Annotated in this window: 17 protein-coding genes; 2 read left to right on the forward strand and 15 right to left on the reverse strand. The window is 68.7% G+C overall.

Annotated elements, in window-relative coordinates:
- Nucleotides 1–4 precede the first annotated feature (4 nt).
- Nucleotides 5–1,552, reverse strand: coding sequence for a glycosyltransferase family 39 protein (locus OG381_RS17770; protein ID WP_327717071.1), 1,548 nt, complete (start codon nt 1,550–1,552; stop codon nt 5–7).
- Nucleotides 1,553–1,704: 152 nt separating this feature from the next.
- Between OG381_RS17770 and OG381_RS17775 the strand changes: the two genes are divergently transcribed.
- Nucleotides 1,705–2,799 carry a glycosyltransferase gene (locus tag OG381_RS17775; protein WP_327717072.1) on the forward strand — a complete coding sequence of 365 codons (1,095 nt, stop codon included), beginning with the start codon at nt 1,705–1,707 and terminating at the stop codon, nt 2,797–2,799.
- Between the two features lie 46 nt (nt 2,800–2,845).
- Here OG381_RS17775 and OG381_RS17780 read toward each other — a convergent pair whose 3' ends face one another.
- The 12 genes from OG381_RS17780 to OG381_RS17835 form a co-directional block, all read right to left on the reverse strand.
- Nucleotides 2,846–4,819, reverse strand: coding sequence for a TIGR03960 family B12-binding radical SAM protein (locus OG381_RS17780; RefSeq protein ID WP_327717073.1), 1,974 nt, complete (start codon nt 4,817–4,819; stop codon nt 2,846–2,848).
- 82 nt (nt 4,820–4,901) lie between these two features.
- Nucleotides 4,902–6,401 (reverse strand): CYTH and CHAD domain-containing protein, encoded by a 1,500-nt coding sequence (locus OG381_RS17785; protein ID WP_327717074.1) that lies wholly within the window; start codon nt 6,399–6,401, stop codon nt 4,902–4,904.
- 77 nt (nt 6,402–6,478) lie between these two features.
- Nucleotides 6,479–7,087 (reverse strand): hypothetical protein, encoded by a 609-nt coding sequence (locus OG381_RS17790; protein ID WP_327717075.1) that lies wholly within the window; start codon nt 7,085–7,087, stop codon nt 6,479–6,481.
- A gap of 21 nt (nt 7,088–7,108) precedes the next feature.
- The gene (gene rodA / locus OG381_RS17795; protein WP_327717076.1) at nt 7,109–8,305 is read right to left on the reverse strand and encodes a rod shape-determining protein RodA; all 1,197 of its coding nucleotides are present in this window, start codon (nt 8,303–8,305) and stop codon (nt 7,109–7,111) included.
- Nucleotides 8,302–10,554 carry a penicillin-binding protein 2 gene (gene mrdA / locus OG381_RS17800; protein ID WP_327717077.1) on the reverse strand — a complete coding sequence of 751 codons (2,253 nt, stop codon included), beginning with the start codon at nt 10,552–10,554 and terminating at the stop codon, nt 8,302–8,304. The genes rodA and mrdA overlap by 4 nt, the downstream gene beginning before the upstream one ends.
- A gap of 80 nt (nt 10,555–10,634) precedes the next feature.
- Nucleotides 10,635–11,315 (reverse strand): rod shape-determining protein MreD, encoded by a 681-nt coding sequence (mreD, locus tag OG381_RS17805; RefSeq protein WP_327717078.1) that lies wholly within the window; start codon nt 11,313–11,315, stop codon nt 10,635–10,637.
- Between the two features lie 13 nt (nt 11,316–11,328).
- The gene (gene mreC, locus OG381_RS17810; protein WP_327717079.1) at nt 11,329–12,276 is read right to left on the reverse strand and encodes a rod shape-determining protein MreC; all 948 of its coding nucleotides are present in this window, start codon (nt 12,274–12,276) and stop codon (nt 11,329–11,331) included.
- Nucleotides 12,277–12,433: 157 nt separating this feature from the next.
- A complete protein-coding gene (locus OG381_RS17815) occupies nt 12,434–13,453 on the reverse strand; it encodes a rod shape-determining protein (protein ID WP_004931372.1) in 1,020 nt (339 codons plus the stop codon).
- A 296-nt stretch (nt 13,454–13,749) separates the two neighbouring features.
- On the reverse strand, nt 13,750–14,163 hold the full coding sequence (ndk, locus tag OG381_RS17820) for a nucleoside-diphosphate kinase (protein ID WP_059205347.1): 414 nt from the start codon (nt 14,161–14,163) through the stop codon (nt 13,750–13,752).
- 64 nt (nt 14,164–14,227) lie between these two features.
- Complete coding sequence (locus OG381_RS17825; RefSeq protein WP_327717080.1) at nt 14,228–14,584, reverse strand: DUF4233 domain-containing protein; 357 nt, start codon at nt 14,582–14,584, stop codon at nt 14,228–14,230.
- A gap of 9 nt (nt 14,585–14,593) precedes the next feature.
- Nucleotides 14,594–16,078 (reverse strand): bifunctional tetrahydrofolate synthase/dihydrofolate synthase, encoded by a 1,485-nt coding sequence (gene folC / locus OG381_RS17830; RefSeq protein ID WP_327717081.1) that lies wholly within the window; start codon nt 16,076–16,078, stop codon nt 14,594–14,596.
- A 194-nt stretch (nt 16,079–16,272) separates the two neighbouring features.
- On the reverse strand, nt 16,273–18,897 hold the full coding sequence (locus tag OG381_RS17835; RefSeq protein ID WP_327717082.1) for a valine--tRNA ligase: 2,625 nt from the start codon (nt 18,895–18,897) through the stop codon (nt 16,273–16,275).
- Between the two features lie 856 nt (nt 18,898–19,753).
- On the opposite strand from OG381_RS17835, the gene OG381_RS17840 reads away from it, so the two are divergent.
- The gene (locus OG381_RS17840) at nt 19,754–20,695 is read left to right on the forward strand and encodes a hypothetical protein (RefSeq protein ID WP_327717083.1); all 942 of its coding nucleotides are present in this window, start codon (nt 19,754–19,756) and stop codon (nt 20,693–20,695) included.
- 72 nt (nt 20,696–20,767) lie between these two features.
- Here OG381_RS17840 and clpX read toward each other — a convergent pair whose 3' ends face one another.
- Nucleotides 20,768–22,057, reverse strand: coding sequence for an ATP-dependent Clp protease ATP-binding subunit ClpX (gene clpX / locus OG381_RS17845; RefSeq protein ID WP_307030666.1), 1,290 nt, complete (start codon nt 22,055–22,057; stop codon nt 20,768–20,770).
- 178 nt (nt 22,058–22,235) lie between these two features.
- Nucleotides 22,236–22,916 (reverse strand): ATP-dependent Clp protease proteolytic subunit, encoded by a 681-nt coding sequence (locus OG381_RS17850; RefSeq protein WP_327717084.1) that lies wholly within the window; start codon nt 22,914–22,916, stop codon nt 22,236–22,238.
- Nucleotides 22,917–22,964 lie beyond the last annotated feature (48 nt).

Raw genomic sequence — 22,964 nt, forward strand, 5'->3', positions numbered from 1 at the left:
CGGCTCAAGGGGTGTCCCGCAGGTCGTCACGACTGCCGGACACCCCTTGCCGCGTCTGTCGGCTGCCCGTGCGCTCCAGCAGACTCACCGTCATCCCCGTCACCGGCCTGCTCTCGGACACCGTGTACCGCCGCTGCAAGGCGCTCGCCTGCGCGGGGGCGATGGCGTTGAAGGGGAATCCCGTCCCCTGCGTCAGCAGCCACACGCGCGGCTCGTCCTCGACGCACAGGTCCGGCGCGGAGCACTGGACCGCGTACAGGTCGTCGATCGCGGCCGGTGTCCTCGCCAGGAAGACATCGCGCAGTCTGAGGTCGCGGGGCAGGTAGTACCGCACTCCGCCGTCCAGTTTCCAGGTGTCCGCACGGTCGTAGACGACGGCGTCCCCGGGACGGTGGAACCGCTTGATCACATCGGCCGCCGCCGCGTAGTCGACGGGCACCGGGGCGTCGTGTTCGAACGGCTGCCGCATCTGCCTCTGGTCGGGCAGCGTGAGCACGGCCAGCGTCGCGACCAGGGCCGCGGCGGTCTTCCGGGAACGCGAGGCCGCGGCGACCCCCGCACCGGCCAGGAGAGCCCACGCCGGGAGGGTGAAGAGGACGTAGACACTGCGGAAGTAGGACACCTCGCCGTGAGAGGCGGCCCAGACGAGAAGGGGCGGCAGCAGGGCCCAGACACCGCACATCACCAGCGGCGCCCTGCGCTGCGATCGGGCCAGCACAGCCAGCGCGATCACGGCTCCGCCGCCCAGCGCGGAGGCGAACAGGCCCTGGGCGAGGGAGAGAAGGTCCCAGCCGTCGGGCGCCGGCACCCAGTACAGCTGACGCTGCGCCTGGGACCTGCCGAGCACGGCGAGCGGGGCGACGCACCCGGCGACCGCCGACAGTGCCAGAGCGGCCTTCCACCACAGCGAGCGGTCCTGCCGCGCGTGGGCCACGAGCAGACAGGCGTGGGCGAGTACGACGGACAGCGCGATCAGGTGGAGGAGTCCGGTCAGGACCAGCGCGAGTGCGTAGCCGGCCCAGCGCCAGGGGCCGCGCGGACGGTCCAGGGCCCGCAGCAGCAGAAGCGTGGCGAGGGCGACCGCGAGCATCACCAGGGCGTAGCTGCGGGCCTCCTGGCCATAACGGCTCACCGCCGGTGAGATCGCGAAGAGAAACCCGGCCAGAATTCCGGCGCGATATCCGAAAAGCCGGTCCCCGATCAGAGCAATCACCGCCGCCGCGGCCGCCACAGCCAATACCGACGGCAGCCGCAGCGAAACAACGGAATCCCCGAACGGCTCCACCCATCCGTGCATCAGCAGGTAATACGTGCCGTGTACGGCGTCGACGTTTCCCAGCGTGGCCAGGATCCGTCCGGTGTCCCGGCCCACCATGTCCCAGGTGACCAGTTCATCGCGCCCCAGCAGGGAGTCGGTCATCCCGTAGCCCGCCACGGCGAGCGCGACGGCGAACGGCCACAGCCACAGCATCGACCCCCGCCGCACGGACCGGGCCGATTCGGCGGGCCGGGGTTCTTCGCGAGCCGTGGGGAGCTGCGCGGTGATTACCATAGGAATATCTCCGGTCCGGCGGCGGGAACTCCCCACTTATACATCCCGACCCACCGGCGCCCCCTTGTACGGACCGCCAGGGCTCGATAAATTCACCAGCCGCCCCATTCCGCCGGAGAAAAGAAAAAGCCATGAAAACGGTCTGTCTTAATATGATCGTCAAGAACGAGGCGCATGTGATCCGGCGCTGCCTCGAATCCGTGCTCCCCCTCGTCGACACGTGGGTGATCCTCGACACGGGCTCGACCGACGGAACCCAGGACATCATCCGCGAGACACTCGCCGACCTCCCCGGAACGCTGTACGAGAGCCCGTGGAAAGGCTTCGACCTGAGCCGCACGGAGGCGATCGAACGGGCGCGGGAGAGCGCGCGCTATCTCCTGTTCATCGACGCCGACGACGTGATGGAGACCGACCCCGGCTTCACCATGCCGGAACTCACCCACGACTGCTACGACTTCGCGGTGCACCACGGCCCGGTCATCCACTGGCGCCCGACGATGGTGTCGACCCGGCTCCCCTGGCGGTACGTCGGCGTCCTGCACGAGTACCTGGAGTGCGACGGCCGGTTCGACCGGGCGCCTCTCGACGGCGTACGCATGGTCATCATGGGCGGCGGGGGACGGTTGCAGGGCAGCGAGCGCAAGAAGTACCTGCGGGACGCCGCGATCCTGAAGGACGGTCTCGCCAAGGAACCCGACAACGCCCGGTACGCCTTCTACCTCGCCCAGAGCTGGCGTGACGCCGACGAACCGGCGAAGGCACTCGCCGCCTACGACCGGCGCGCGGCCATGGACGGCTTCGCCGAGGAGGCGTTCTGCGCCCGTCTCTACGCCGCCCGACTGGCCCGGACGCTGAAGCGCAAGACGCCCGAGGTCATGGCCCGCTTCCTGGAGGCCCACGAGTACCGGCCCACCCGGGCCGAACCGCTCGGCGAGCTCGCCCACCTGTGCCGCGTCCAGGGGAATCGCTGGCCGCTCGCCTACCTGTTCGCGCGCCGCGCGACGGAGATCCCGCGGCCCGACGACATCCTCTTCGTCGAACACGGCTGGTACGACTGGCAGGCCCTGGACGAACTGGCGGTGGCGGCCTACTGGATGGGCGCGTACCGCGAGTCACTGGAGTGCTGCGAGCAACTCCTGGACGGCGGAAAACTGCCCGAAGCCCACCGCGAACGCGTCACCGCCAACCGCGGCTTCGCCCGCGACCGCCTGACCGTGGGCGCACCCCGCCCCGAGCCGGTATGAGACAGGGGCCCTCCCCGCCAGGGAAGGGCCCCACACATCCCGCGCCTCAGTGGGTGTGCCCGGCCGGGGCCGGGTCAGCGTTCTTCACCGTCAGCGGCAGCAGCTTCTTGCCCGTGGGGCCGATCTGGATGGACGTGTCCATCTGCGGGCACACCCCGCAGTCGAAGCACGGCGTCCACCGGCAGTCCTCGACCTCCGTCTCGTCGAGCGCGTCCTGCCAGTCCTCCCAGAGCCAGTCCTTGTCGAGGCCGGAGTCCAGGTGGTCCCAGGGCAGGACCTCCTCGTACGAGCGCTCGCGCGTCGTGTACCAGCCGACATCGACGCCGGAGCCGGCCAGCGCCTTGTCGGCGCACCGCATCCACCGGTCGTACGAGAAGTGCTCGCGCCAGCCGTCGAAGCGGCCGCCGTCCTCGTAGACCGCGCGGATGACGGCGCCGATACGGCGGTCGCCGCGGGAGAGCAGGCCCTCCACGATGCCGGGCTTGCCGTCGTGGTAGCGGAAGCCGATGGAGCGGCCGTACTTCTTGTCGCCGCGGATCTTGTCGCGGAGCTTCTCCAGGCGGGCGTCGGTGTCCTCGGCGGAGAGCTGGGGCGCCCACTGGAACGGTGTGTGGGGCTTGGGGACGAAGCCGCCGATGGAGACCGTGCAGCGGATGTCGTTGGCGCCGGAGACCTCGCGGCCCTTCTGGATGACGTTCATCGCCATGTCGGCGATCTGCATGACGTCGTCGTCGGTCTCGGTGGGCAGACCGCACATGAAGTACAGCTTCACCTGGCGCCAGCCGTTGCCGTACGCCGTGGCCACCGTCCGGATGAGGTCCTCCTCGGACACCATCTTGTTGATGACCTTGCGCATCCGCTCCGAGCCGCCCTCGGGAGCGAAGGTCAGACCCGAGCGGCGGCCGTTGCGCGTCAGCTCGTTGGCCAGGTCCACGTTGAACGCGTCGACGCGGGTGGAGGGGAGGGACAGACCGACCTTGTCCTCCTCGTACCGGTCCGCCAGGCCCTTGGCGATGTCGCCGATCTCCGAGTGGTCCGCCGACGACAGGGACAGCAGGCCGACCTCCTCGAAGCCCGTCGCCTTGAGGCCCTTCTCGACCATCTCGCCGATGCCCGTGATCGAGCGCTCGCGCACCGGGCGGGTGATCATGCCCGCCTGGCAGAAGCGGCAGCCGCGGGTGCAGCCGCGGAAGATCTCCACCGACATGCGCTCGTGGACCGTCTCGGCGAGCGGGACCAGCGGCTGCTTGGGGTAGGGCCACTCGTCCAGGTCCATGACGGTGTGCTTGGACACCCGCCACGGGACACCGGACTTGTTCGGTACGACTCGGCCGATCCGGCCGTCGGGGAGGTACTCCACGTCGTAGAACGCCGGAATGTAGACCGAGCCCGTCTTCGCGAGGCGGAAGAGGACCTCCTCGCGGCCGCCCGGCCGGCCCTCCGCCTTCCACTCGCGGATGATCCGCGTCATGTCGAGCACGGCCTGCTCGCCGTCGCCGATGATCGCCGCGTCGATGAAGTCCGCGATCGGCTCGGGGTTGAAGGCGGCGTGGCCGCCGGCCAGCACGATCGGGTCGTCGAGACCGCGGTCCTTCGACTCCAGCGGGATGCCCGCCAGGTCCAGCGCCGTCAGCATGTTGGTGTAGCCGAGCTCGGTGGAGAAGCTGAGCCCGAACACGTCGAAGGCCTTCACCGGCCGGTGGCTGTCCACCGTGAACTGCGGGACGGCGTGCTCCCGCATCAGCGCCTCCAGGTCCGGCCACACGCTGTACGTGCGCTCGGCGAGGACGCCCTCCTGCTCGTTGAGGACCTCGTAGAGGATCATGACGCCCTGGTTGGGCAGGCCCACCTCGTAGGCGTCCGGGTACATGAGCGCCCAGCGGACATCGGTGGACTCCCACGGCTTGACCGTGGAGTTGAGTTCTCCGCCGACGTACTGGATCGGCTTCTGCACATGCGGGAGCAGAGCTTCGAGCTGCGGGAACACAGACTCGGCGGCCGCAGCGTCTTCGGCAGGCATCTCGCGAACCTTCGTGGTGGGCTGGACTGACAGGGGTGACCATCTAGCGTAACGCGATCGTGGACCGCCCCTGTCCTTCCGCTCAGACCCCCATCGCGCTCTTGATCGACGGCCACGTCACGGGAAGGTCCAGCTCGACCAGCTCGGCCCGCCGCTCCTCGCGCCCGTACAGCACCCCGTACGTGAACCCGCTCTCCCCCGCCGCATGGGCCTGACCTGCGATATCACTCAGGGCCTCGCGGGTCATCACGCTGTCCTGGTGATCACCGAGCAGGCCCTGGAGGGACTTCATCGAGCGGGCCAGGTCGACGGCGGGCTCGCCGAGGGCCGCGGCCGCCGCCTCCGCCGAATACCTCGTCCGCTTGCACTTCTTGCGCGCCTCGTGGATCGCGAGGTCCCGGTCGGCGCCCGGCGACAGCTTCACCGCCCGCTCGACCAGCTCCGTCAGCTTCCCGAAGTCCTTCCGTACGGCCGTGGAGATCACCTCCGACGGCTGCCCGCCGGCCGCCTTCAGCAGCGGCGGCCCGTCCACCACGGCGTCCAGCACGGCCAGCAGGTCCAGGTACCGCTTTCCGTCGAGTACGGCGATCAGACGGCTGCGCGAGCCGCCGGGCCGCGCGTGCGACCAGGTGCGCAGCCGGGTGCGCACCTGGTCGGTCAGCAGCGCCCGCGGCAGTCCGTCGAGGGCGGCGGTCAGACGCTCCGTCAGCACCTCGTGGTCCCGGTCCACGCCCAGCTCGCCCGCGAGCCACTTCAGCTCCGCGCCGATCGGGTCGGTGACGGTGCGGTCGAGGACTTTCCCGTACGACGTGAAGGCGCTGCGCAGCCGCCGGGTGGCGACGCGCATGCGGTGCACGGAGTCGTCCACGTCCCGCCGGACGGCGGGGTCGAGCTCGACGATCGCGTCCCGCTGGGCGCGGATGTAGGCCATCACATGGTCCCCGGCGGTCTCCGGCGCCTTCCTGACCCGCTTCCGCCGCTTCGCCCCGCCGGTCTCCGTCAGCGCCCGGGCCAGTTTCGAGGCCGACGCGGAGGGCCGTACGCCGGTCTTCTTCAGCCGTTTCTCGACCTTGTCGAGGAAGGCCGGGTCGCCGCCGTCGGCGAGCTCGACCTCGATCTCGGTCCACTGGGCGACACCGTCGCCCCCGGTGAGCCGCTCGGCGCGGACGGCGTCCACGCTGACCTCGGCGAGCAGCCCGCCGTCGGCGTCGACGAGATGGCGGACGTCCCGGTCGGAGACCAGCCGGACCACGGGCAGCAGCTCGCGGTCGCGGACGCGTGAGCGGACCAGGCCCGTGAGAACGCGCGGGACGGTGTCGGAGAGGGCCGCCCGGATCTCGTCCCGTACCCCGGGCGAGACGGGGAACTTCAGATGCCAGCCGGCGTCGGAGCCGCCGGTACGGCGGCGCAGGGTGATCGAGGCGGCGGCGAGGTGTTCGCCCCGGGTGTCGTAGTAGGTGGCGTCCAGTTGTGCGACACCCTTGTCGAGGACGGCCGCTACCCCGGCGACGCCGGTGAGGTCCGGCAGCCCGCTGTCGTCGGACTCGTACTTCCGCTCGATCTCGCGCTTCGTGTCCGCCATGACCTGAACCTAGACGCAGTCGGGGCGCGACGGCAGAGGGCGCCGGCCATGAATCCCCGGGGTGAATCCGCCAGGGGTCAGGAGGTGACCAGTGCTCGCATCGCCTCGCCCTCCGGGAACGGCGCGTCCTTCGCCGTCCGGGAGACGAGCAGGATGTGGGCGTCCTCGAACTGGTGGTACGACATCGGCTCCGGGCCCTGCCCGACGATCACCACGCTGTGTTCCAGACGCCAGCTGACGTACCGGCTGTGGTACTTGGGCTGGCGGATGTCGTGGTCCGGCAGACCGAGCCGGTCGGTAAAGCGCTGGACGACGGTGTCGTAGTGCGCGTCGAACTCCGGCCGCCAGGCGCCCTCCTGGCTGGTCCAGCCGGGCACCGGACCCCAGCAGTCCTCGTCGAGAACGCCGCCGTCGACCGAGTAGAGGTAGGCGAAGGGCAGATGGAGCGTGCCGTCGCCCTCGGCCGTGACGAAGTGGCCCTCCGGGGTGACATGGGTGGCGTCGGGGACATCGGGTGTGTCCTCGTACGCCGGTCCCTGCACAGCCTCTGACCAGTCGGGCCAGCCGGCCTCGCGTATCCGTGCCTCCACGGCCTCGGCGTCGGCCAGATCCAGCTCCGCCAGCCCCAGGAGCCGGCTCACCAGCTCCTCGCCGACCGGGCACACGGCCACGTACTCGTCCGCCATTCCACTCCCCCTACGGCAGCGCTACGCCGACATCGGCCGCTGCACCCTGATCGACTGCAACAACCCGACCGCCACCCACACCGCGAACATGGACGTGCCACCGTACGACACGAACGGCAGCGGCAGACCGGTGACCGGCATGATCCCCAGGGTCATCCCGATGTTCTCGAAGGACTGGAAGGCGAACCAGGCCACGATCCCGGCGGCGACGATCGTGCCGTACAGCTCGGTCGTCTCACGGGCGATACGGCAGGCCCGCCACAGGACGACGCCGAGCAGCACGATGATCAGGCCCGCGCCGACGAAGCCCAGCTCCTCGCCCGCCACGGTGAACACGAAGTCGGTCTGCTGCTCCGGCACGAACTGGCCCGTCGTCTGCGAGCCGTGGAACAGCCCCGAGCCCGTGAGTCCGCCCGAACCGATCGCGATACGCGCCTGGTTGGTGTTGTAGCCGACACCGGCCGGGTCGAGGCTCGGGTTGGCGAAGGCGGCGAAGCGGGCGATCTGGTAGTCGTCCAGGACGCCGAGCTGCCAGACCGCGAGCGCGCCCATGGTGCCCGCGCCGAGCAGGCCGAAGACCCAGCGGTTGGAGGCGCCCGAGGCCAGCAGCACACCCAGCACGATGATGACCATGACCATGACCGACCCGAGGTCGGGCATCAGCATGACGACGAGCATCGGTACGGCGGCCAGGCCCAGCGCCTGGAGGACCGTGCGGTGGTCGGGATACTGCTTGTCACCCGCGTCGACCCGGGCCGCCAGCAGCATCGCCATGCCGAGGATGATCGTGATCTTCACGAACTCCGAGGGCTGGAGCGAGAAGCCGCCGCCGACGACGATCCACGAGTGGGCGCCGTTGACCGTGGAGCCGAGCGGGGTGAGCACCATCAGGATCAGGAACACCGAGGCGCCGTAGAGGATCGGTACCGCCGTCCGCAGGGCGCGGTGGCCGAGCCAGACGGTGCCGATCATCAGGGCGAACCCGATGCCGGTGTTCATGAGGTGGCGGAACAGGAAGTAGTACTGGTCGCCCTGGTTGATCTCGGTGCGGTTGCGGGTGGCCGAGAAGACCAGCAGCGAGCCGATCATCGACAGGGCGAGGGCCGCGAACAGTATCGGCCAGTCCAGCCGGCGGGCGAGCGAGTCGCGGGCGAACAGCCGCGTCCAGCCCGCCCGTTCGGGCCCGTAGCCGGAGACGGAGAAGCTGTTGCCGGTCATGTGCGCATCCTCCGGCCACCTCGCTTGTGGCGCCGCCTGCGGGTGTTGCGGTTGCCCGTCGCCGGCTTCTCGACGGTCGCCGCCAGCTGCGTCTCGTCGGGCTCGGGGGCGCCCTCCTGGGTCACCCGCTGCTCCTTGCCCGGGTCCTTGGAGACCTTCGGCGACTTGATGGTGCCGTCCGTCTGGACCTTCGGGAGGCTCTTCTGCGGGGTGGGCAGCAGGGCGTTCTTCTTGTTGATCGTGCCGTCGTCGGAGACGCCGTACAGCGCGTCGTAGATGTTGCGGACCGCGGGGCCCGAGGCGCCGGAGCCCGTACCGCCCTGGGAGATCGTCATGACGACCGTGTAGTCCTTGGTGTACGTGGCGAACCAGGACGTCGTCTGCTTGCCGTAGACCTCGGCGGTACCGGTCTTGGCGTGCATCGGGATCTTGTCCTGCGGCCAGCCGACGTCGGCGAACCGCCAGGCGGCGGTACCGCGGGTGGCGACGCCCGCGAGGGCCTCGTCCATCTCGGCCAGCGTCTTGCGGCTTATGGGCAGCTTGCCGTGCGCCTTGGGCTTGATCTCGTCGACGGTCCGGCCGTCCGCGCTGACGATGGCCTTGCCGACGGAGGGCGTGTAGAGGGTGCCGCCGTTGGAGATCGCCGCGTAGATGGTGGCCATCTGGATGGGGGTGACGAGGGTGTCGCCCTGGCCGATGGAGTAGTTGACGGAGTCACCGGCGCGCATCAGGTTGCCTTCGAGGCAGTTCTCGTACGCGATCTGCTCGGCGTACGTGCCGCCCTTCTTGCCGGTCTTGCACCAGACGTCCTTGTTGGCCTTCCAGTAGTTCAGCTTCCACTGGCGGTCCGGGATACGGCCGGTGACCTCGTTGGGCAGGTCGATGCCGGTCTCGGCGCCGAGACCGAACTGGTGGGCCGTCTTGTAGAACCAGTTCTTGGCGTCCTTCTTCGGCTTGGTGCCGCCGTCCTTCTTCCACTCCTCGTGGGAGAGCCGGTAGAAGACGGTGTCGCAGGAGACCTCCAGGGCGCGGCCGAGGCTGATCGGGCCGTATCCCTTGGTCTCGAAGTTCTTGAAGACCTGGCCGCCGATCGAGTACGAACTCGAGCAGTTGTAGGGGCCGTCGAAGGAGTACCCGGCGTTTATCGCGGCGGCGGTCGGGACCACCTTGAAGATGGAGCCGGGCGCCGACTGGCCCTGGATGGCCCGGTTGAGCAGCGGGTAGTTGGAGTCCTTGCCCGTCAGCTTGGTGTAGTCCTTGGCGGAGATGCCGCCGACCCAGGCGTTCGGGTCGTACGACGGGTTGGACGCCATGGCGACGACGCGGCCGGTCTTGGCCTCCATGACGACGACGGCACCGGAGTCGGCCTTGTAGTTCTCGCCGGTGTTGTCGTCGAAGGCCTCGCGGGCCTTCTTCATCGCGTCGTTGAGTTCGTACTCGGCGACCCGCTGGACGCGGGCGTCGATGCTGGTGACGAGGTTGGAGCCGGGCTGCGCCTCGTCACTGGCGGCCTGGCCGATGACGCGGCCGAGGTTGTCGACCTCGTAGCGGGTGACGCCGGCCTTGCCGCGCAGCTCCTTGTCGTACTCGCGCTCCAGGCCGCTGCGGCCGACCTGGTCGGAGCGCAGATAGGGCGAGTCGGTGTCCTGGGCCTTGGTGATCTCCTCGTCGGTGACCGGGGAGAGATAGCCGAGGACCTGGGCGGTGTTGGCCTTGGCGGGGCTCGCGTAGCGGCGCACGGCCTCGGGCTCGGCGGTGATGCCGGGGAAGTCCTCGGCGCGCTCGCGGATCTGCAGGGCCTGCTTGGCGGTGGCCTCGTCGGTGATGGGGATCGGCTGGTACGGCGAGCCGTTCCAGCAGGGCTGGGGGGTCTTGGCGTCGCACAGCCGGACCTTCTGCATGACCTCCCCGGGCTTCATACCGAGGACACCGGCGAGCTTGGTGAGGACGGCCTTGCCGTCGTCCTTCATCTTCAGCAGGTCGGTGCGGGAGGCGGAGACCACCAGCCGGGTCTCGTTGTCGGCGATCGGCACTCCGCGCGCGTCGAGGATCGAGCCGCGGACGGCGGGCTCCACGACCTGCTGGACGTGGTTGCCGGACGCCTCCTTCGCGTACTCGTCGCCCTCGCGGATCTGGAGGTACCACAGGCGCCCGCCGAGGGTGCCGAGGAGGGACAGGACGAGGATCTGGATCACGATGAGCCTGATCTGGACCCGTGGGGTCCGACCGGTCTCGGGGATGTTGGTCACTGCGGCTGCCGCCCCCTCTCAGTGTGTGTACGTGTCATATACGGCGAACCTGTGAACGCGGCCCGCCGACTCGCGCGCACTCACAGCCGCTTGACCCCCTTGATGCGACCGACGCGCGCGGTCCGGGTCCGGGCCCTGGTCCTGAGCGCGCCGAGTCCGCCGCGCTGGCCGCCGATCTTCAGGCCCGTTCCGGAGGAGAGCCACCCGGAGGAGATGTCGGTGGCCTTCTTGGCGGAGGTGTTGGTCTCCGCGAGGGGGTCGTTCTCGGCGCGGCGGGCGAGCGCCATGATGCCGGGGACGACGAAGGGGGCGAGCAGCAGGTCGTACAGCGCGGCCGTGAACAGCAGGCTGCCGAGGCCGACATGGCGGGCGGCGGTGTCGCCGACGAGGGCGCCGACACCGGCGTAGAGCAGGGTCGTGCCGACGGCGGCGGCGACCACGACGAGCATCGGGCCGGTGGCCGACTTGAGTCTGCCGTTCTCCGGTTTGGCGAGCCCGGCCAGATAGCCGATGACGCACAGCACCAGCGCGTAGCGCCCGGCGGCGTGGTCGGCGGGCGGCGCGAGGTCGGCGAGCAGTCCCGCGCCGAAGCCGACGAGGGCGCCGCCGACATGGCCGTAGACCATCGCGAGACCGAGGACGGTCAGCAGCAGCACGTCCGGGACGGCGCCCGGGAGGTGGAGCCGGGACAGGACGCTGACCTGGAGGACCAGGGCGACGACGACCAGGGAGGTGGAGAGCAGGATGCGGTTGACACGCAAGGGGAATCAGCTCCTACTGCTCTTGCTCGAGCCGGCCGTCGACAGGGGCGTTCGCGGACGGGGTGACCGTGACGGTCACCGTCGGCGTGGGGGTCGGTTTCGGCTTGTCGGGGAGCACCGTGTCGCGCGGGTCCTTCTTCGGGGCCTCGACGACGACGCCGACGATGTCGAGCTTGGTGAAGCTGACGTACGGCGTGACGTAGAGGGTGCGGGTGAGGTCGCCGCCGGAGGGGTCGACGCGGGAGACGATGCCGACGGGGACGCCGGGGACGAAGGGCTTGTCGGCCTGCGAGCCGAAGGTGACGAGACGGTCGCCCTTCTTGATCTCGGCCTTGCCGTTGAGGAGTTCGACGCGCAGCGGGCGGTCGCCCTGTCCGGAGGCGAAGCCGAGCTCGTCGCTGGCCTCCATGCGGGTGCCGACGGTGAAGTCGGGGTCGTTGGCGAGGAGCACGGTGGCGGTGTTCGGCCCTACGGTCGTCACGCGCCCCACCAGTCCGTCGCCGTTGAGGACGGTCATGTCGCGTCGGATGCCGTCGTTCCTGCCGACGTCGATGGTGATGGTCCAGGAGAAGCCCTGGGCCGCTCCTATGGCGATGACCTCGGCGCCCTTGATGCCGTACTGGCCCTCGCCCGCGACCTTCAGCACCGAGTTCAGCTGCTTGAGGCGGCTGGTGTTGCGGTCGTCGCTGCCGAGCTTCGCCTTGAGGGCCGCGTTCTCCTTCTCCAGCGCGGCGAGCCGGTCGTGGCGCTCGCCGGAGTCGCGGATCGCGGAGACCGCGTTGCCGACCGGGTTCACGGCGGACGACACACCGTCCTCGATGGGGCCGAAAACCGTGGCCGCGGCCTGGCGGGCACCGTCGACCGGCGAATCCTCCCCGCCACGGATGTCCACCGTGATCAGTGCGAACGCGATGGCGATCAGCAGCACCAGGAGCAGCCGGCTCTCTCGTGTGTCCCTCACGTGCGGCGGCCGTGCCTTCCTCATAGGAATGTGCAGGTGTTCAGGTATGCGGGTGTACAGGGGGCTCGCGGATGCCCATGGGCGAGCTTATGCCTCTATATCAACGATCCGCCGTACGAGAGGAGATCATCCCGTACGGCGGAATCGAAGAGTTACGTCATCTGCGCGGCTGGGCGTCCAGCACCTGCTGGAGCGCCTCGAACTCCTCCACGCACTTGCCGGAGCCGAGCGCCACGCTGTCCAGCGGGTCCTCGGCGATGTGGATCGGCATGCCGGTCTCGCGCCGCAGCCGCTCGTCGAGGCCGCGCAGCAGGGCGCCGCCGCCGGTCAGAACGATTCCGCGGTCCATGATGTCGCCGGACAGCTCGGGCGGGCACTTGTCGAGGGTCGTCTTGACCGCGTCCACGATCGCGTTGACGGGTTCCTCGATCGCCTTGCGGACTTCGGCGGCCGAGATGACGACGGTCTTGGGCAGCCCGGAGACGAGGTCCCGGCCGCGGATTTCGGTGTGCTCGTCAGCGTCGAGGTCGTACGCCGAACCGATCGTGATCTTGATCTGCTCGGCCGTCCGCTCACCGAGGAGGAGGGAGTACTCCTTCTTGATGTGCTGGATGATCGCGTTGTCCAGTTCGTCGCCCGCGACGCGGATCGACTGGGCGGTGACGATCCCGCCGAGCGAGATGACCGCGACCTCCGTCGTGCCGCCGCCGATGTCCACCACCATGTTGCCCGTGGCCTCGTGGACCGGCAGGCCGGAACCGATGGCGGCCGCCATGGGCTCCTCGATGATGTGCACCTGGCGGGCCCCGGCCTGGGACGACGCCTCGATGACGGCACGGCGCTCGACGCCGGTGATGCCGGAGGGCACACACACGACGACGCGCGGCCTCGCGAGATACCGCCGCTTGTGGATCTTCAGGATGAAGTAGCGGAGCATTCGCTCGGTGATCTCGAAGTCGGCGATGACGCCGTCCTTCAGCGGACGTACGGCAACGATGTTGCCGGGCGTGCGCCCGATCATCTTCTTCGCTTCGGCGCCGACCGCCAGGATGCCACCGGTGTTGGTGTTGATCGCGACGACGGACGGCTCGTTGAGTACGATCCCGCGACCCCTGACGTACACCAGCGTGTTGGCGGTCCCGAGGTCGACAGCCATGTCACGGCCGATGAACGACATTGAGTTCCCCATCAGGATTCGTCTGGCCTTCCCGGGAGCTTTGAGGGCTTTTTCAGGTCGGCGAAGTGGGTGCGGTGACGTGAAGACTTCCATCGTAGTGGCGCCTACGCGAACACCGCGCGAGGGTCTTCGCCATTGTCAGCAGATGGAACCCCACCGCGCTTGTGGAGACGGGCCATCGGGGGCACCCGTTCCCCCGATCGGCGCGCATATGCCAAAGGACGGCCGAAAAGTGACGGCCGCCCCAGGTCAGACCGACGGGCGCCATGACACCCCGTCAGAAAAAGCCACGAAACCTACGCACGCCCGGGAAAGAAGATCTTGACCTCGCGCTCGGCGGACTCCTCGGAGTCGGAGGCGTGGATCAGGTTCTCCCGGACGATCACACCGAAGTCCCCGCGGATGGAACCGGGGGCGGCGGCGATCGGGTCGGTGGGGCCGGCCAGCGCGCGCACGCCCTCGATGACCCGCTCGCCCTCGACGATCAGCGCCACCACCGGGCCGGAGGCCATGAACTCCACCAGCGGCTCGTAGAAGGGCTTGCCCTTGTGCTCGCCGTAGTGCTGCTCCAGCGTGTCCTGGTCCAGGGTGCGCAGCTCCAGCGCGGTGATCTGCCAGCCGGCCTTGCGCTCGATACGGCTGATGATCTCGCCGGTCAGGCCACGACGGACGGCGTCGGGCTTGAGGAGGACGAGGGTGCGCTGGCTCACGTGGGACTCCTTGCGATCAAAAGTGTGCGGAGTGATGAGGTTACCCGGCGTGTCCGCCCGTCGGTCACGCAGCGTCAGGTGTAGTGGAGTCGGCCTGCGCGGCGAACCTCGCCTTCGCCTCGTCGACCTTCCGCCCGTAGTGCACCGAGGCCCACCACAGCGCCGCGAAGACCACGCCCAGGAAGAACATCGTCGGCACCGCGAACCCGGAGGCGATGAGGGCGATCTGCAGGACCCAGCCGAGCGCGACGCCACCCGGCCGGGTGATCACACCGCACAGCGCCAGACACAGGAACATGGCGATGCCGCTGACCGTCCACACCGTGGCCGTGGACAGGTCGTCGTCCTTCATCGCGACCAGACCGGCGAAGCCGATGATGAAGAACTCGCCGATCAGGGTCGAGGAACAGAGAGTACGCATTCTTGGGATTCAGCCCTTCCCCAGCAGCAGCCGGGCCTCGCCGACGGTGATGACGGAACCGGTCACGAGCACACCGGCGCCCGCGAACTCGCCCTCCTCCTCGGACAGGGTGATCGCGGCCTCCAGCGCGTCCGGCAGCCGCGGCTCGACCTGTACCCGCTCCTCGCCGAACACCTCGACGGCGATCGCGGCCAACTCGTCGGCGTCCATGGCGCGGTGACTGGAGTTCTGGGTGATCACGACCTCCGCGAAGACCGGCTCGAAGGCCTCCAGGAGACCTCGTACGTTCTTGTCGCCACTGGCCCCGACCACACCGATCAGCCGGCTGAAGTCGAAGGCCTCACCGATCGCCTCGGCGGTGGCCCGGGCGCCCGCCGGGTTGTGCGCGGCGTCCAGCACGACGGTGGGAGAGCGCCGGACGATCTCCAGCCGCCCCGGCGAGGTCACGGCCGCGAACGCCTTGCGGACGGTGTCGATGTCGAGCGGCTCGGGCCGCTGCGAGCCGACACCGAAGAAACCCTCGACGGCGGCGAGCGCCACAGCGGCGTTGTGCGCCTGGTAGGCACCGTGCAGCGGGAGGTAGACCTCCTCGTACTCCCCGCCGAGTCCGCGCAGGGTGATCAGCTGTCCGCCGACGGCCACCTGCCGCGCCACGACCCCGAACTCCAGCCCCTCACGGGCCACGGTGGCGTCGACCTCGACGGCCTTCTTCAGCAGCACCTGCGCGGCGTCGACCGGCTGCTGCGCCAGGATGACGGTCGCGTCCTGCTTGACGACGCCGGCCTTCTCCTTGGCGATCTCGCCGGGAGTCTCGCCGAGCCGGTCGGTGTGGTCCAGGTCGATGGGGGTCACGACGGCGACGTCACCGTCGATGACGTTGGTCGCGTCCCAGGTGCCGCCCATCCCGACCTCGACGACGGCCACGTCCACGGGCGCGTCGGCGAAGGCGGCGTACGCCATGCCGGTCAGCACCTCGAAGAACGACAGCCGGTACTCCTGCTGCGCGTCCACCATCTCGATGTACGGCTTGATGTCCTCGTACGTCTCGATGAAGCGCTCGGCGGAGATCGGCGCCCCGTCGAGGCTGATGCGCTCGGTGACCGACTGCACATGGGGGCTGGTGTACCTGCCGGTGCGCAGTTCGAAGGCGCCGAGGAGGGCCTCGATCATGCGGGCGGTGGAGGTCTTGCCGTTCGTCCCGGTGATGTGGATCGAGGGGTACGACCGCTGCGGCTCGCCCAGGACGTCCATGAGCGCGGCGATACGGCTGACGGAGGGCTCGAGCTTGGTCTCGCCCCAGCGCGTGGCGAGTTCCGCCTCGACCTCGCGAAGCGCCTTGTCGACCTCGGGGTCCTGGGGGCGCGTCGGCACGTCGGCCTCCGGCGGGCCTCCCTGGGTGCGCAGGGTGCGGCTGCCGGCCTCGATGACCGCGAGGTCGGGGTCGCGGTCTGTCTCGGCGTCGATGATCTCGTCGAAGGGGTCGCTGTCACTCACGGGGTCAGTCTACGGAGGGGGCGGTAGAGAGTGCCTATGGAGTGGGGTGGCTGGTCTTGTGCGGCGGGTGCGGGTGCGTCGTGGCTGGTCGCGCACACGCGGCGGAGCCGCACATCGATACAGCCCCGCGCCCCTAAGCGAGTGAAGGCCCCCGGAACCAAACAGTTCCGGAGGCCTTCAGCACCGTGGAATCCCTACGCCTGCGGCAGGCGGTCGAGCTGGGACTGGATGCGGGTGATGTCCTCGTCCGCCTTTGCCAGGCGGCCGCGGATCTTGTCCACCACGTTGTCCGGGGCCTTGGCCAGGAACGCCTCGTTGCCGAGCTTGGCGGTGGCCTGGGCCTTTTCCTTCTCGGCGGCCGCGAGGTCCTTGGCGAGGCGCTTGCGCTCCGCCGCGACGTCGATGGTGCCGGAGAGGTCGAGGGCGACCTCGGCGCCGGGGACCGGGAGGGTCGCCGTGGCGGTGAAGGCGTCGCCCTCCGGCTGGAGGCGGAGGAGCTGGCGGATGGCGGCCTCGTGGGGCGCCAGAGCCGTGCCGTCGAGGGTCAGGCGGGCCGGAACGCGCTGGCCGGGCTGGAGACCCTGGTCGGCGCGGAAGCGGCGGACCTCGGTGATGACGGACTGGAGGGTCTCGATCTCCTTCTCGGCGGCCGTGTCACGGAAGCCGCTGTCCGTGGGCCAGTCCGCGATGACGACCGACTCGCCGCCCGTGAGGGTGGTCCAGAGGGTCTCCGTGACGAACGGGACCACCGGGTGCAGCAGCCTGAGGGTGACGTCGAGAACCTCGCCCAGGACCCGCTTGCTGACCTCGGCCGGCTCGCCGCCCGCCTGGAACGTCGTCTTGGAGAGCTCGACGTACCAGTCGAAGACCTCGTCCCACGCGAAGTGGAAGAGGGCGTCGGAGAGCTTCGCGAACTGGTAGTCCTCGTAGAGCGCGTCGACTTCGGCGACGACGGAGTTGAGGCGGGACAGGATCCAGCGGTCCGTCGCCGACATCGCCGACTCGTCCGGCAGGGGTCCGTCCACCGTCGCGCCGTTCATCAGCGCGAAGCGCGTGGCGTTCCAGATCTTGTTGGCGAAGTTGCGCGATCCCTGGACCCAGTCCTCGCCGATCGGGACGTCGACGCCGGGGTTGGCGCCGCGGGCGAGGGTGAAGCGCAGGGCGTCGCTGCCGTACTTGTCCATCCAGTCCAGCGGGTTGACCGCGTTGCCGAAGGACTTCGACATCTTCTTGCCGAACTGGTCGCGGACCATGCCGTGCAGGGCGATGGTGTGGAACGGCGGGGTGCCGTCCATCGCGTACAGGCCGAACATCATCATCCGGGCGACCCAGAAGAAGAGGATGTCGTAGCCGGTGACCAGGACGGAGTTCGGGTAGAACTTCGCGAGCGACTCGGTCTGTTCGGGCCAGCCGAGGGTCGAGAAGGGCCACAGGCCGGAGGAGAACCAGGTGTCGAGGACATCGGTGTCCTGACGCCAGCCCTCACCGGTGGGCGGCTCCTCGTCGGGTCCGACACAGACGACCTCGCCGTCCGGGCCGTACCAGACGGGGATGCGGTGGCCCCACCACAACTGCCGCGAGATGCACCAGTCGTGGAGGTTGTCGACCCAGTCGAAGTACCGCTTCTCCATCTCCTGCGGGTGGATCTTGACGCGGCCGTCACGGACCGCGTCACCGGCGGCCTTCGCGAGCGGGCCGACCTTGACCCACCACTGCATGGACAGCCGCGGCTCGATGGTGGTCTTGCAGCGCGAGCAGTGGCCGACGGAGTGGACGTAGGGCCGCTTCTCGGCGACGATCCGGCCCTCGGCGCGCAGGGCGGCGACGATGGCGGAACGGGCCTCCAGGCGGTCCTGGCCCTGGAAGGGGCCGTGGGCCGTGATCACGGCGTGCTCGTCCATGATCGTGATGGCCGGCAGGTCGTGGCGCTGGCCGATCTCGAAGTCGTTCGGGTCGTGGGCCGGGGTGACCTTGACCGCGCCGGTGCCGAACTCGGGGTCGACGTGGGTGTCGGCGACGACGGGGATGGAGCGCTCGGTGAGCGGCAGCTTGATGAGCTTGCCGACGAGGTGCTTGTAGCGCTCGTCGTCCGGGTGAACGGCGACGGCCGTGTCACCGAGCATGGTCTCGGCGCGGGTGGTGGCGACGACGAGTGTCTCGTCGCCCTCGCCGTACTTGATGGAGACGAGTTCGCCGTCGTCGTCCTGGTACTCGACCTCGATGTCGGAGATCGCGGTCAGACAGCGGGGGCACCAGTTGATGATGCGCTCGGCGCGGTAGATCAGCTCGTCGTCGTAGAGCCGCTTGAAGATGGTCTGGACGGCCTGCGACAGCCCCTCGTCCATCGTGAAGCGCTCACGCGACCAGGCGACGGCGTCGCCGAGGCGACGCATCTGCCCGGAGATCTGCCCGCCGGACTCGCCCTTCCACTGCCAGACCCGCTCGACGAAGGCCTCACGGCCGAGGTCGTGCCGGGACTTGCCTTCCTTGCCCAGCTCGCGCTCGACGACGTTCTGGGTGGCGATGCCGGCGTGGTCCATGCCGGGCTGCCACAGCGTCTCGAAGCCCTGCATGCGCTTGCGGCGCGTGAGGGCGTCGATGAGGGTGTGCTCGAAGGCGTGCCCGAGGTGCAGGCTGCCGGTGACGTTCGGCGGCGGGATGACGATGGTGTACGGCGGCTTGTCGCTCTTCTCGTCCGCCTCGAAGTAACCCCGCTCCACCCAGCGCTCGTACAGCGGGCCCTCTACGTCGGCCGGCGCGTACTGGGTCGGCAGTTCGGTGTCGGGCGCTGATGGCTGCTGCTGAGCGTTCTCGGTCACGGGGTCAGTTTAGGGGTGTCGCGGGCGTGGCGAGTAACTCGTTTCGCACAGGCGGGCCCAAGCCCCGAGGAGTGCAGCGTGTCCTGAGTACGACAGCGACTCGGCAGCGAATATAGGCATGAACACGCCATAAACCCATTACGCTGAGCACACTCACGAGAAGCCTGAACCTTCACGACATCGCATGAGGAGCAACATGAAGCGGCACTGGATCGTAGTAGCGAGCCTTGCGGCAGCCACCCTCTTGGCGACAACCACACCGGCCCAGGCCGGGCCCAACAGAGAGTGCAATGCGATCTATCTCGACGGCCTGTCAGGACCCGTCGTCGGCGCTCGCGGAGCAGGTGAAGAGACACCCACGAGTCGGACCCACCTGGAGGACGTGCATTTGGCCGTCCGCGACACCCGAGCCGACGGTCACCACGTCAGAGTGAGATTGGTGACGAGACGAAGTGACGGCTCGGACCACGCTTGGCCCTGGCATGCCGTTTACTCAGGTGCGGGAACGTCTGACACATGGTCGACAACGGCGACGGATTCAGGCGGTATCCGGCTGATATGGCATGAGGCAGCCGTTTTTGAGGGCGACACAAAGCTTGGTTCCTGCGTCACCACTGGATATCAGGGACTCTGACAGGCGCGATCTCTCCTGCTGACAGGGCGTCTCGGACAGCTGACCCAGCATCAGCGCTAGGACAACGGCATGTCGGTCCCAGCCGAGAAGCGGCACCTGAGCCGTCGCAACCCTGTCCCGAACGGCTTTGTTCTGTAACGGTGAGGCCCCCCGATGCAATGCATCGCCGGTGCCTGCGCCAGGATGTTCGGAACGCATAAGCATCTGGAGGGGAACCCAGTAATGAGTCACAACCAGCCGGGCCCGTACGGCGGGCAGCCCCAGCAGCCCGGTCCGTACGGTCAGCCGGGCCCGTACGGCCAGCAGCCGCCGCAGGCCCCCCAGCCCGGCTACGGCTACCCCCAGCAGCCCGCTCAGCCCCAGCAGCCGGGGTACAGCTACCCGCAGCAGCAGGGCGGCGTCCCGCCGCAGACCCCGCCCTACGGCCAGCAGCCGTACGGTCAGCAGCCCTACACCACCCCGATGCCGCCGGTTCCGGGCGGCGGCGGCAAGAAGAAGCTGGCCATCATCCTCGGCTCGGTGGCAGTCGTAGCCGTAATCGCCGTGGGCGCGGCCTTCGCCCTCGGCGGCGGGGGTGGCGGCGGAGACGGGTCGGACATCGCGGACGACGGGGCGCACAAGCTGACGACTCCGGGCACCGTACTCACCGAGTACAAGAAGTCCGACGGCGACAGCGACAGCATGACCAAGGAAGACCTCAAGGACGCCGAGTCGTGGGGTGTCAAGGGTGCCAAGGACGTCAGCGCCAACTACGAGGTCGCGGACGAGAGCAACCCATTGGGCGGCAAGATGCTGACGTTCGGCGGCGTCTACGGCACCATCGACGACCCCGAGAAGGCCGTCGACGGCTTCTTCGCCTTCATGAAGAAGGACGCCGGCGAGGAGAACGTCACCTTCGAGGGCAACGCGAAGGAGTACAAGCCCAGTTCGCTGGAGGGCGCGATCCTGAAGTGCCAGGGCGCCAAGATCGACAACTCCGACGAGACGACGGCCGGCATGGCCAAGGAGATGAAGGTCACGTACTGCGTCTGGGGTGACCACAGCACGCTCGGCTTCGTGATGCCCATGGAGTACTCGGACATCGCCGCCGGCAAGGCCACGGCCCCCGCGGAGGCCGCCGAGATGACGGCGAAGCTCCGCAAGGAAGTCCGCGTCAAGGCCTGACGTCGCTGAACTGCGAAGGGGCCCCGGTCGGTTGACCGGGGCCCCTTCGTTCGTCCGTGTGTACCGCGGCTGTTACGCCGTCTTCGCCTCTCCCGGGCCCCGGCCGTTGCGGGCGTCGCGGGGGATGAGGGTGGGGTTGACGTTGGAGTGGACGACGTCTGCCGTGATGACGACGCGGGCCACGTCCTTGCGGGACGGGATCTCGTACATGACGCCCTGGAGGACTTCCTCCATGATGGCGCGCAGGCCTCGCGCGCCGGTCTGGCGGAGGATGGCCTGGTCGGCGATGGCTTCCAGCGCCTCGCGCTCGAAGTCCAGCTCCACACCGTCGAGTTCGAAGAGGCGCTGGTACTGCTTCACCAGCGCGTTGCGCGGCTCGACCAGGATCTGGAGCAGGGCCTCGCGGTCCAGGTTGTGGACCGAGGTGATCACCGGGAGGCGGCCGATGAACTCGGGGATCATGCCGAACTTGACCAGGTCCTCGGGCATGACGTCCTCGAACTGGTCCTTGGCCTCCAGCTCGCGCTTCGAGCGGATCGTCGCGCCGAAGCCGATGCCCTTGGCGCCGGCGCGGGACTCGATGAGCTTCTCCAAGCCCGCGAAGGCACCGCCCACGATGAACAGGACGTTCGTCGTGTCGATCTGGATGAACTCCTGGTGCGGGTGCTTGCGTCCGCCCTGGGGCGGGACCGAGGCCGTCGTGCCCTCGAGGATCTTGAGCAGCGCCTGCTGGACGCCCTCGCCGCTCACATCCCGGGTGATCGAGGGGTTTTCACTCTTCCTCGCGACCTTGTCGATCTCATCGATGTAGATGATCCCGGTCTCGGCCTTCTTGACGTCGTAGTCCGCCGCCTGAATGAGCTTCAGAAGGATGTTCTCGACATCCTCGCCGACGTACCCCGCCTCCGTGAGCGCCGTTGCGTCGGCGATCGCGAACGGGACGTTCAGCATGCGGGCGAGGGTCTGGGCCAGCAGCGTCTTGCCGGAGCCCGTCGGGCCCAGCAGGAGGATGTTGGACTTCGCCAACTCGATCGCGTCGTCACGGCCGCTTCCGCCGCCGTTCTCGCCGGCCTGGACGCGCTTGTAGTGGTTGTAGACCGCCACGGAGAGCGCCTTCTTGGCCTGCTCCTGGCCCACCACATAGCCCTCGAGGAACTCGTAGATCTCACGAGGCTTGGGGAGTTCCTCCCAGCGCACCTCGCTCGTCTCCGCGAGCTCTTCCTCGATGATCTCGTTGCAGAGATCGATGCACTCGTCGCAGATGTACACACCAGGCCCTGCGATGAGCTTCTTGACCTGCTTCTGGCTCTTGCCGCAGAACGAGCACTTGAGCAGATCGCCGCCGTCACCGATGCGTGCCACGGTGTGCTTCCCCTTCGCCTGGGAGACGCCTAGGTCCAGCGGCTCCTGGTGCTGCCTTATTCCGACGGTACCTTGCCGGGCCCCCCGTTCGGGCCCCCCTTGGCGCGGTTCACTTTGACGTGCAGCGTGTCAAAGCACACGAACCGGACCAAGGGGCGGCAGACAATACAGCCTCCGACTAGCGGACGGCTGCGTTGTTCATCTTCCGAGTGGAGATGATCTGGTCGATCAGACCGTAGGAGAGCGCCTCCTCGGCCGTGAGGATCTTGTCGCGCTCGATGTCCTCGCGGATCTTCTCGATCGGCGTGGTCGAGTGCTTGGCCAGCATCTCCTCCAGCTGCGCGCGCATCCGGAGGATTTCGTTGGCGGCGATCTCCAGGTCGGAGACCTGACCGCGACCGGTCTCGCTGTAGGGCTGGTGGATCAGCACACGCGCGTTCGGCAGCGCCATGCGCTTGCCCGGCGTACCGGCGGCCAGCAGGATGGCCGCGGCGGAGGCCGCCTGCCCCATGCAGACCGTCTGGACGTCCGGCTTCACGAACTGCATCGTGTCGTAGATCGCCGTCAGCGCGGTGAAGGAGCCGCCGGGGCTGTTGATGTAGACCGAGATGTCACGGTCCGGGTCCATCGACTCCAGGCACAGCAGCTGCGCCATGACGTCGTTGGCGGAGGCGTCGTCGATCTGGACGCCGAGGAAGATCACGCGCTCTTCGAACAGCTTCGCGTACGGGTCGTACTCACGAACGCCCTGCGAGGTGCGCTCGACGAAGCGCGGGATGACGTAGCGGGACTCCGCGGAGGGGCCCGTGTACTCGGCGCGCGTGCGGTCGTACAGGCCGCTGCCGGGGTGGTCGTTCACTTTCTGTCTCCTAGAGGCTGAGGCGGTCGGCTAAGGGGCTTGCAGGGG

It is taken from the genome of Streptomyces sp. NBC_00490 (genome assembly GCF_036013645.1).
GTDB classification, from domain to species: Bacteria; Actinomycetota; Actinomycetes; order Streptomycetales; family Streptomycetaceae; genus Streptomyces; species Streptomyces canus_F.